This window comes from Roseomonas sp. 18066, from assembly GCF_902706185.1.
Taxonomy (GTDB): domain Bacteria; phylum Pseudomonadota; class Alphaproteobacteria; order Acetobacterales; family Acetobacteraceae; genus Pseudoroseomonas.
Genome location: NZ_CACSJM010000067.1, coordinates 21626 through 32035 on the forward strand (window position 1 = coordinate 21626; position 10410 = coordinate 32035).

General features: G+C 71.7%; 9 protein-coding genes. 5 read left to right on the plus strand and 4 right to left on the minus strand.

Going from position 1 to position 10410, the window contains the following annotated elements; genetic code table 11:
• Positions 1 to 9: 9 nt before the first annotated feature.
• From GVN67_RS15070 to GVN67_RS15085, 4 genes are all read right to left on the minus strand, one after another.
• Positions 10 to 465: a flagellar biosynthesis repressor FlbT gene (locus GVN67_RS15070; protein ID WP_159997365.1), complete on the minus strand. Its 456-nt coding sequence runs from the start codon at positions 463 to 465 to the stop codon at positions 10 to 12.
• On the minus strand, positions 462 to 845 hold the full coding sequence (locus GVN67_RS15075) for a flagellar biosynthesis regulator FlaF (RefSeq protein ID WP_159997367.1): 384 nt from the start codon (positions 843 to 845) through the stop codon (positions 462 to 464). Before GVN67_RS15075 ends, GVN67_RS15070 begins: the two co-directional genes overlap by 4 nt.
• Positions 846 to 993: 148 nt before the next feature.
• Positions 994 to 1929 (minus strand): flagellin, encoded by a 936-nt coding sequence (locus GVN67_RS15080; RefSeq protein WP_159997369.1) that lies wholly within the window; start codon positions 1927 to 1929, stop codon positions 994 to 996.
• A 467-nt stretch (positions 1930 to 2396) separates the two neighbouring features.
• The gene (locus GVN67_RS15085) at positions 2397 to 3332 is read right to left on the minus strand and encodes a flagellin (RefSeq protein WP_159997371.1); all 936 of its coding nucleotides are present in this window, start codon (positions 3330 to 3332) and stop codon (positions 2397 to 2399) included.
• A gap of 512 nt (positions 3333 to 3844) precedes the next feature.
• Here GVN67_RS15085 and GVN67_RS15090 point away from each other — a divergent pair.
• Genes GVN67_RS15090 through GVN67_RS15110 form a run of 5 tightly spaced genes read left to right on the plus strand, consistent with a single transcriptional unit; the run spans position 3845 to position 10302 of the window.
• Positions 3845 to 6358, plus strand: coding sequence for a chemotaxis protein CheW (locus GVN67_RS15090; protein WP_159997373.1), 2514 nt, complete (start codon positions 3845 to 3847; stop codon positions 6356 to 6358).
• Entirely contained in the window at positions 6355 to 6888 is a 534-nt protein-coding gene (locus tag GVN67_RS15095; RefSeq protein WP_159997375.1) for a chemotaxis protein CheW, read from the plus strand. Before GVN67_RS15090 ends, GVN67_RS15095 begins: the two co-directional genes overlap by 4 nt.
• Positions 6885 to 8048 (plus strand): chemotaxis-specific protein-glutamate methyltransferase CheB, encoded by a 1164-nt coding sequence (cheB, locus tag GVN67_RS15100; protein WP_235035313.1) that lies wholly within the window; start codon positions 6885 to 6887, stop codon positions 8046 to 8048. Before GVN67_RS15095 ends, cheB begins: the two co-directional genes overlap by 4 nt.
• Positions 8045 to 8950: a protein-glutamate O-methyltransferase CheR gene (locus GVN67_RS15105; protein ID WP_159997377.1), complete on the plus strand. Its 906-nt coding sequence runs from the start codon at positions 8045 to 8047 to the stop codon at positions 8948 to 8950. The genes cheB and GVN67_RS15105 overlap by 4 nt, the downstream gene beginning before the upstream one ends.
• Before the next feature lie 5 nt (positions 8951 to 8955).
• Positions 8956 to 10302, plus strand: coding sequence for a FliI/YscN family ATPase (locus GVN67_RS15110; protein WP_159997383.1), 1347 nt, complete (start codon positions 8956 to 8958; stop codon positions 10300 to 10302).
• The last annotated feature ends 108 nt before the right edge of the window (positions 10303 to 10410 follow it).

Below are 10410 nucleotides of genomic sequence, written 5' to 3' on the forward strand. Positions count from 1 at the left end.
CCCCGGGGTTCAGCCCGGCGCGGCGGCGGCGACCGGCGCGTCGTGGCTGGCGTTCAGCATCGCATCATCATGCGGGAAGAGCACGCGGACACGCCGCATCGCTTCCCAGCAATCGCCGATCTCCAGATCGGAGATGGCCAGCGCCAGCACGCTGCGCGCGGTGGCGGAGGTGGTGGCGGCCGCGTATTCGTCGGCCAGGCCGCGCGCCATGGCGACGAACTGGTCGCGCTCGTCCTCCTCGGCGATATAGGCCGCCTGGATGGCGAAGTAGACCCGGCGCGCCGGCGTGCGCGCATCCTCGGGCGACATGATCTGCTTGCCGAACAGGAAGCGGGCGCGGTTGGACAGCATGACGCTGGTGCGCGTCTTGAACTGCAGGGCAGCGCCATTGACCAGCATGCGGTCGCCCGCGCGGAGGTCGAGGACCAGGCGGCCGGCGCCGCGCGGGGAGCGGGTCTCGCTCATGCGGCGGCGCCCGTCTCCATCGCGGGCGCGCGGCCCAGCAGGCCGGCGGCGAAGCTGTCGCAGATATCGGCGAGGAAGCCGAGATCGGCATCGTCCTTGTCGGCCTCGCGCATCGCGGCGCGGCAGACCGAGACGATCTGGCCGCGCAGCGGCAGCGGCAGCTCGCAGGATTCGTGCAGGGTCAGCACGCGGACCGTGCTGAACAGGCGCGTCGCATCGCTGCGGGCGCGGATACGCTCGATGTCGGAGCCCTCGACGGCCACGCGCAGGCGGCCGGAGACCAGGGCATAGACCTCGGCCTCCTGCTCGCGAAGCGACCGGGCGGCCTTCACGGCGCCATAGGCACGCAAGGCCTGGGCGTGGAAGTTGGGTGCGGACACGATACCAGCCTCTCGTTTTGACGGCGGGGGGGCGCGGGGCCCCGTGTACGGTTCAGATTCGATTGTGGTGGCCGGTCCGGACGGCGGGGGGTCGTCCGGACCTGTCAGGCCTGCCGCGGCGCGGCGGCCTCAGAGGCGGTCGCCTGGCTCAGCGGAAGAGCGAGAGCAGGACCTGCGGCGCCGAGTTGGCGGTCGACAGCGAGGTCGTCGCCAGCTGCTGCTGCGTCTGCAGCGCGGTCAGGCGGGCCGATTCCTTGGCGAGGTCCGCGTCGACCAGCGAGCCCAGGCCCTCTTCCATCGCGTCGATGCGGGCGCTGTTGTAGGTCAGCTGGCTGGAGATGAACTTGCTGTCGTTGCCGAGCGCGTTCGAGGTGGTGTTGACCGAGGAGCTGAGGCCCGAGAAGGTCTTCAGCGCCACGCCGCCGACGGTGACCGAGGTCACGGCGGCACCGGTGTTGTCGACGCCCTGCAGCAGCTGCTTCGCCTCGTCGGCCGTCATCGTGGTGATGCCGGTGATGTCGGTGGCGATGTCGTCGGTGAAGCTCAGATTGTCGGCCGAGGTCGCGTTCGCGTTGACCGTGTAGCTCTGACCCTTCTCGTTGCGGGTCACTTCCATCGAGCCGCCCTCGAAGGCGGCGCCGGTCAGCGGGTCGTTGGCGGTGCTGCCCAGCAGACGGGTGCCGTTGTAGCTGGCATCCTGCAGGGTGGTGTTCATCCGCGTCACGAGCGACTTGAACTGCTCGGTGTACTGGCTGCGCGTCTCGGCATCGAGGTTCGCGTCGGACAGCTTGGTCAGCACGGTGCTGACATCGTTCACCAGGGTGGTGGAGACGGTGTCGACCGCCTTCAGCGTGCTGGTGAGCAGGCCGTTCACGCCGCCGAGCTGGTCGTTGGCGGAGTTCAGGCCGGAGACATCGGCGCGGACCTTCTGGGCCACCGCATAGGCGGCGCCATCGTCCTTGGCGTCCGACACCTTGTAGCCGGTGGACACCTTCTTCTGCGTCGTGTCCAGCTGTTCGTTGATCTTGTTCAACGACTGCAGGGCAACCTTGGCACCAGAATTCGTGATGACCGAGTTGGCCATGGCTTTAATTCCTGTTCACAACACCGCCTGCTTTTAAGCGGTGCGACCAGCTTCCCCCGTCTTTTCCAGGGTGCGTCCGGTCGGACATGGAAGGTCACCGCGCGGCTTATCCGCCGTACCATCCGTCTCCACCCGGTCCTTGGGTGGCGAAGGGAAATTCGGCCGAATTTATGAACGGGGTGTTTACCATCCTTCCCAATTCGAACCGGCCCGCGAAAAAAACCGCGCAGGGCGGGCAGCGCCTTGGAATTGCAGCGCGCAGCCCGGCTGGGGCGCAGCGCTGGCGGGGCCGGAATGGGGCCCGCCGCCGCCGGGAGGGGCGGCAAATCGTTAACGGTTTCTGAGCCGCGCCCAGGCGGGGCGGCACAACGGAACGGGCCGGGCAGCGTCGCCGCTGCCCGGCCCGGTCTTGATGCGGGGGCCGGCGGCCCGCCTGGTGGCGGCGCCGGCCCCTGCCCGATCTCAGATTACCGGAACAGCGAGAGCAGCACCTGCGGCGCCGAGTTGGCGGTCGACAGCGCGGTCGTCGCCAGCTGCTGCTGGGTCTGCAGCGCGGTCAGGCGGGCCGATTCCTTGGCGAGGTCGGCGTCCACCAGCGAGCCCAGGCCTTCCTCCATCGCGTCGATGCGCGAGCTGTTGTAGGTCATCTGGCTGCCGACGAACTTGCTGTCGTTGCCCAGCTGGTTCTGCGCCGAGTTCACGTCCGAGGTCAGCGAGGTGAAGGTCTTCAGCGCCACGCCGCCGACGGTGACCGAGGTCACGGCGGCGCCGGTGTTGTCGACGCCCTGCAGCAGCTGCTTGGCCTCGTCCGCCGTCATCGTCGTGATGCCCGAGATATCGGTGGCGATATCGTCGGTGAAGGACATCTGGTCGGCGGTGGTGGCGCTCGAGTTGACCGTGTAGCTCTGGCCCTTCTCGTTGCGGGTCACTTCCATCGAGCCGCCTTCGTAGGCGGCGCCGGTCAGGTCGTTGGTCGCGGTCGAGGAGAGCAGGCGCGTGCCGTTGTAGTTCGCGTCCTGCAGCGTGGTGTTCATCTGCGTGACGAGCGACTTGAACTGCTCGGTGTACTGCTCGCGCGTGCCGGCATCGAGGTTCGAGTCGGACAGCTTGGTCAGCACGGTCGAGACGTCGGTGGACAGCTTGCCGGAGACGGTGTCGATCGCCTTCAGCGTGCTGGTCAGCAAGCCGTTCACACCACCGAGCTGATCATTGGCGGCGTTCAGGCCGGTCACGTCGGCACGCACCTTCTGGGCGACGGCATAGGCGGCGCCGTCATCCTTGGCGTCGGCGACCTTGAAGCCGGTCGACACCTTCTTCTGGGTGCTGTCGAGCTGGTTGTTGATCTTGTTCAGCGACTGCAGCGCAACCTTGGCGCCGGAGTTGGTGATGACCGAGTTGGCCATAGCGGTAGTTCCTGGGAACCATCGTCGCCCGGTCAAGGGCGACGCGACCAGACCCCTGTCTTTTCCGGGGCGCTGATCGGGAAGGAAGGTCACTAAAGCGGTTCATCCGCCGTACCTTCCATCTCCGCCCGGTCATGGGGCGGCAACGGGAATTTGGCCGCTAATTGTGAACGGGTTGTTTACCGAGACGATTTTTCCGCGCCGCCCGGCGAATCCCCCATCAAACCCCTGAAAAACCTGCGAAAGAATTTTCAACGGCGTGATGATCGGGCGAAGCTTCCAAGCTCAAACGCGGCGATTCCAGCCTGAACAAAGCCGTATCCGTTAACAATTTCGCCCTGCCGCGGCGCTGGAAGAATCGTCCCTCAGAAGGTAAGGACGCCGCTCCCGCCGCCGGCCCCTTGGGGAAAGAAGCACAAAAGCCGAATTCCGCGGCATTCCTATCTGCCGGGTTAACAGACTGGTCCGAACTCGCCCGCATCCTGCCGACACGAAATAAACGGATTCGCGGCATGGACGACCTCATCTCGGAATTCCTGGCGGAGACCAACGAGGCTCTCGCCGAGCTCGACACGGCCCTGGTGGACCTCGAACGCGCCTCCGAGGATGCCGAGATCCTGGCGCGCATCTTCCGCATGGTCCACAGCGTCAAGGGCACCTGCGGCTTCCTCGGCCTGTCGCGGCTCGAAGCGGTGGCGCATGCCGCTGAATCGCTGCTCGGCCTGTACCGCGACGGCGACATCGCCGTCTCGCCCTCCGGCGTCACCGCGGTGCTCGCCGCCATCGACACCATCCGCATGATCATGGCCGGCATCGCCGAGACCGGCGTCGAGCCGGTCGGCGATGACTCGGCCCTCGTCGCCCAGCTCAACGCCGCCTCGGAAGAGCAGCCCGCGGCCGAAGCCGAGCCCGTCGCCGCCATCGTCGCGCCGGTCGCCGCCGCCAAGCCGGTGGAGAAGCCGGCCGAGGAGAAGGCCGCCGCCCAGCACGGCGACAGCTCGATGCCGGTGCAGGCCATCCGCGTCTCGCTGCCGGTGCTCGACGAGCTGATGACGCTGGCCTCCGAGCTGGTGCTGGTGCGCAACCAGCTGCTGCAGGTCGCCCGCGGCCAGACCGACACCCCCTTCGCCGCCCCCCTGCAGCGGCTGTCGCGCATCACCTCCGACCTGCAGGAAGGGGTGATGAAGACCCGGATGCAGCCGGTCTCGGCCGCCTGGGCCAAGCTGCCCCGCCTGGTACGCGACCTCGGCACCGAGCTCGGCAAGCGCATCGACCTGGTGCAGAGCGGCGGCGACACCGAGCTCGACCGCCAGGTGCTGGAGCTGATCAAGGATCCGCTGACCCACATGGTGCGCAACAGCGCCGACCATGGGCTGGAGACGCCGGATATCCGCCGCGCCGCCGGCAAGGTCGCGCATGGCACCATCTCGCTCTCCGCCCGCCAGGAGGGTGGCCGCATCGTCATCGAGCTGGCCGATGACGGGCGCGGGCTGAACATCGCCCGCATCCGCTCGCGCGCCATCGAGCGCGGCCTGGCGACGGAGGCCGCCGTCGCCGCGATGGACGATGCCGAGGCCGCGCGCTTCATCTTCCGCCCCGGCTTCTCGACAGCGGCCGCGGTGACAGCCGTCTCCGGCCGCGGCGTCGGCATGGATGTCGTGCGCAGCAACATCGAGCGGATCGGCGGCACCGTCGACCTGCAGACGGTGGAGGGCCAGGGCACCACCCTGATCATCCGCATCCCGCTGACGCTGGCGATCATCTCGGGCCTCGTCGTGCAGGCCGCCAACGAGCGCTTCGCCGTGCCGCAGGCCGCGGTGGTCGAGCTGGTGCGCGTGGGCTCGGGCGGCGCCAGCGTCGAATGGCTCGACGATGCGCCGGTGATGCGCCTGCGCGGCCAGCTGCTGCCGCTGGTGCAGCTCGGCGCGCTGCTGGGCCTGGCCGCCCCGCATGAAAGCGGCTCGGCCGCCCAGGGCTTCGTCGCCGTCCTGCAGGGCGACACCGCCCGCTTCGGCCTGTTCGTCGACGGCGTCTTCGACACCGAGGAAATCGTCGTCAAGCCGGTGGCGCCGATCCTGCGCGACCTGCAGGCCTTCTCCGGCAACACCATCCTCGGCGATGGCGGCGTCATCATGATCCTCGACCCCGCCGGCCTCGCCCGCATGGCCGGCCTCGGCAGCGCCCGCAAGGAAACCGCCGCCGCCGTCACCGGCACCGTCGAGGAGACCGGCTCGCAGCTGCTGCTGTTCCGCGCCGGCGGCCAGGCGACGCCGATCGCCGTGCCGCTCGGCCTGATCGCCCGCCTCGAGGCGCTGCGCTCGGACAGCATCGAGACCGCCGGCAACCGCCCGGCCGTGCAGTATCGCGGCCAGCTGATGCCGCTGCTGCCGCTCGGCCCCTGGACCCAGCCGCCGGCTGGCTCGACCCAGCACCTGCTGGTCTTCCAGGACGGCAACCGCAGCCTGGGCCTGATGGTCGACGAGATCCTCGACGTGATCGAGGAGCGGCTGGTGCTGCGCCCGTCGACCGACCGCGCCGGCTTCCTCGGCGCCGCCGTCATCGCCGGCCGCGCGGCCGACGTGCTCGACTGCTCCTACTGGCTGCGCCTCGGCGACCCGCACTGGTTCGGCAAGACCGAGCAGGCGGCGCCCCGCGTGCTGGTCGTCGAGGATAGCGGCTTCTTCCGCCAGCTGGTGGTCCCTGCCCTGACCTCGGCCGGCTATGAGGTCGCCGCCTGCGGCGAGCCGTCCGAGGCGCTGAAGCTGCGCGCCGGCGGCGCCATGTTCGACGCCATCCTGAGCGACATCGAGATGCCCGGCATGGACGGCTTCGGCTTCATCGCCGAGCTGCGCCGCGAGGGCATCTGGCAGAAGACCCCGGTGGTGGCGCTGACCAGCCGCATCAGCCCGGCCGACAAGGCGCGCGGCCTGGCGCTCGGCTTCACCGATTATGTCGGCAAGTTCGACAGCGAACGCGTCCTCGGCGCCCTGGCCCGGGTGATCAGCACCGTGAAGGAGGCCGCATGAGCGCGCCCGCCACCCTAGCCACCCTGCCCGCCAAGCCGGCCCGGGGCGATGCCGGCAAGCCGCAGCGCGAGGCCGCCGACGAGCCCCGCCTGGTGCTGACCCTGCTGGTCGCCGGCCGGCTCTGCGGCATCCCCGTCCCGCGCGTGCGCGACGTGCTGCGCGGCGAGCAGATCGCCCGCGTGCCGCTGGCCCCGCCGGGCGTCGCCGGGGTGCTCAACCTGCGTGGCCGCATCGTCACCGCGGTCGACCTGCGCAACCGCCTGGGCCTGCCCGAGGCGGAGCCCGGCGCGCCGCGCATGAGCGTGGTGGTCGAGCATGAGAACGAGCTCTACAGCCTGCTGGCCGACGGCGTGCGCGAGGTGCTGACGCTGACCGGCGAGGAGCGCGAGGATGCGCCGGCCACGCTGAGCGACGCCTGGCGCGAGCATGCCAGCGCCGTCCACCGGCTGCAGGAAGGCCTGCTGATCGAGCTGGACACCGACCGGCTGCTGGCCTTCGGCGCCCGCGCCACGGCGGATAGCCGCCGGTGACGATCGGCTTGGCGCCGGGATTGCCGCAGCCCGCCGCCGCCGCGGCGGCGCCGCTGCGCATCCTGCTCTGCGACGACAGCGCGGTGATCCGCGCCGCCATGGCCCGCATCCTGCAGGCCGACCCCGGCCTGCATGTCACCGCCCGCGCCCGCAATGGCGAGGAGGCGGTGGCCGCCATCCGCCGCGGCGGCATCGATGTCGCGGTGATCGACATCGAGATGCCGGTGATGGACGGGCTGACCGCCCTGCCGCTGCTGCTGCAGGCCGATCCGGGGCTGCGCGTCATCGTCTGCTCGACGCTGACCACCAAGGGCGCCGCGGCGGCCATGGAGGCGATGCGCCGGGGTGCTGCCGACTGCCTGCCGAAGCCCTCGGTCGCCGAGGAGGCGAGCTTCGCCAACGAGCTGGTGGCCCTCGTCAAGGGCCATGGCGCGCTGCGCCGCCGCGCCTCGCCGACGCCGGCGCTCAACGTCAGCCAGCCGGCCGCCGCGCCCGCGCCTTCCCCTGCCCACGCCCCGCTGCCGCCGCCGCGCGCCGCGGCCGCTGCCGCGCCGATCGTGCTCAGCCGCACGCCGCGCTCGGCGGTGCCGCCGGCGGTGCTGGCCATCGGCTCCTCGACCGGCGGGCCGGAGGCGCTGGCGCATGTCTTCCGCGCCTTCCGCCGCCCGCCCCGCCTGCCGGTGCTGCTGACCCAGCACATGCCGCCCGCCTTCATCCCGATGCTGGCCGAGCATCTGGGCCGGATAGGCCCGGTGCCCGTGCTGGTCGCCAAGGAAGGCGAGCCGGTGCTGCCCGGCCGCGCCTATCTGGCGCCGGGCGGCCGGCACATGCTGGTGGCCGCCGGCAGCCCGCCGACCATCACCCTGTCGGACGGGCCGGAGGAGCATTTCTGCCGCCCCGCCGTCGACCCGATGCTGCGCAGCCTGGCCCAGGTCTATGGCGGCCGCTGCGCCGTCGCCGTGCTGACCGGCATGGGCCATGACGGCGGCCCGGGCTCGGTCGCCATCGACGCCGCCGGCGGGCTGGTGCTGGCGCAGGACCAGGCGACCAGCGTGGTCTGGGGCATGCCCGGCGCCGTGGTCGAGCGGGGTGCGGCGCGCGAGGTGCTGCCGCTGCCGCAGCTCGCCCAGCGCCTGGCGGAGCTGATCGGCGCCGCATGACGCCGCCGGCTGTCCCGGTCGCGGCGCTGCCCTCCCTGGCGGTGCCGCCCCGCAGCGGCCTGTCGGCGGCCGAGTTCCAGGAGCTGGCGCTGGTGATCCGCCGCATCTCCGGCCTCGTGCTGGGGCCGGAGCAGGACTACCTGCTGGTCACCCGGCTGGCGCCGCTGCTGCGCCGGCATGGCCTGGCCGATCTCGGCGCGCTGCTGCGCCGGCTGCGCGGCCCCGGCGCCGCGGCGCTGGCGGCCGAGATGGCCACCGCCACCGCCACCCACGAGACCAGCTTCTTCCGCGACGAGATCCCGTTCAGGCACTTGGCCGAGACCGCCCTGCCCCGGCTGGCCGCGGCGCGCGGGCGGGAGGCCCGGCTGAAGCTGTGGTCGGCCGCCTGCTCCACCGGGCAGGAAGCCTTCTCGCTGGCCATCCTGGCGCAGGAAAGCCGCGCCGCCATGGGCGGGCGCGGCGTCGACATCCTCGGCACCGACCTTTCTTCCGGTGTCGTCGCCAAGGCCTCCGAAGGCTTCTTCTCCGATTTCGAGGCGGCGCGGGGCCTGAGCCCGGCCCGACGCGCCCGCTGGTTCGAAACCGTGCCCGGTGGCCTGCGCGCCATCTCCGCCCTGCGCGCCGATTGCCGATTCGTGACCGCCAACCTGGTCGAAAATCCACCCTCCGCCGGGGGTTTCGACGTGGTGATGCTGCGCAACCTGCTTATCTACCTCGACCAGCCCACCAAGGAGCGGGTCGTGGAAAGCTGCGCGCAGCGGATGGCGCCGGAGGCGCTGCTCTATCTCGGGGCGGCGGAAGTGCTGCTGAGCCTGCGCAGCCGGCTGGTGCCGCTGGCCGGCTGCCACGGCGCCTATCGCCTGGACAGCCCCGCCGCCGCCCGCTTCTGGGGCGCGGCATGAGGGAGATGACCACCGCCGGCCGCGCCCGCCAGGCGGCAGGCCTGCTGCACGCCCTGCCGCAGGGCCGCGTCGCCGGCCGCGTCGCCTCGGCTGGTGCCCTGTCGGTCGAGATCACCGGCCTGCAACCCTTCCTGTCGGTCGGCGCCCGGGTGACGGTCGAATCGGCCAATGGCCCCGTCCCCGCCGAGGTCGTGGCCCTGGCCGGCGGCCAGGCTCGCGCCATGGCCTATGGCGCGCTGGAAGGCGTCCGCCTCGGCGCCCCGGTGGTGTTCCAGGGCCCGCCGCAGCTGCACCCGGATGACAGCTGGCTCGGCCGCGTCGTCGACCCGCTCGGCCGGCCGATGGATGGCCGCGGCCCGGTCGGCCGCGCGCCGGTCGGCCGTGCCCTGCGCGGCGGCCCACCCGAGGCCGGGCTGCGCGCCCGGCTCGGGCCCCGCCTCGACCTTGGCGTCCGCGCCATGGACGCCTTCTGCACCATGCGCATCGGCCAGCGCCTGGGCCTCTTCGCCGCCTCCGGCGTCGGCAAGTCCACGCTGCTCTCCATGCTGGCGCGCGGCGCCGATTGCGACGTCGCCGTGCTCTGCCTGGTCGGCGAGCGCGGCCGCGAGCTGCGCGAGTTCATCGAGGACGACCTCGGCCCCGAAGGCCTGGCCCGCAGCGTCGTGGTCTGCGCCACCTCCGATTCGCCGCCGCTGATGCGGCGCGAGGCCGCCTATGCCGCCATGACGGTGGCCGAAAGCCTGGCCGCCAATGGCCGCCACGTCCTGCTGATGATGGACAGCGTCACCCGCTTCGCCCTGGCCTGCCGCGAGATCGGCCTGGCCGCCGGCGAGCCCCCCGCCACCCGCGGCTACACCCCCGGTGTCTTCGCCGAGCTGCCGCGCCTGCTGGAACGCGCCGGCCCCGGCCTCGAAGGCCAGGGCGGCGCCATCACTGGGTTGTTCACCGTGCTGGTCGAAGGCGACGACCATGACGAGCCGATCGCCGACGCCGTGCGCGGCATCCTCGACGGCCATGTCGTGCTGGACCGCAAGATCGGCGAGCGCGGCCGCTGGCCCGCCATCGACATCCTGCGCAGCCTGTCCCGCACCGTCCCCGGCTGCCTGACCCCGCCCGAGCGCGAGACCATGCAGCGCGCCCGCCGCCTCCTCTCGCTGCAATCCGACATGGCCGAGCTGGTGCGCCTCGGCGCCTACCGCGCCGGCACCGACCCCGCCGTCGACGAGGCCCTGCAGATCGCCCCCCGCATCGAGGCCTTCCTGTCGCAGCGCAAGGACGAGCCGGTGATGACCGCCGGCGAGGCCTTCGGCATCCTCGCCCAGAGCATGGAGCCCGGCGCTGCCCGCGCGTGACCCCCTGGCGGTGCTCCAGCGCCTGCGCGCGCTGGAAACCGCCCTGGCCCAGCGCGACGCCGCCGAGCGCGCCCAGGCCGCCGCCGCCGCGCAAGCCCGCGCCGACGC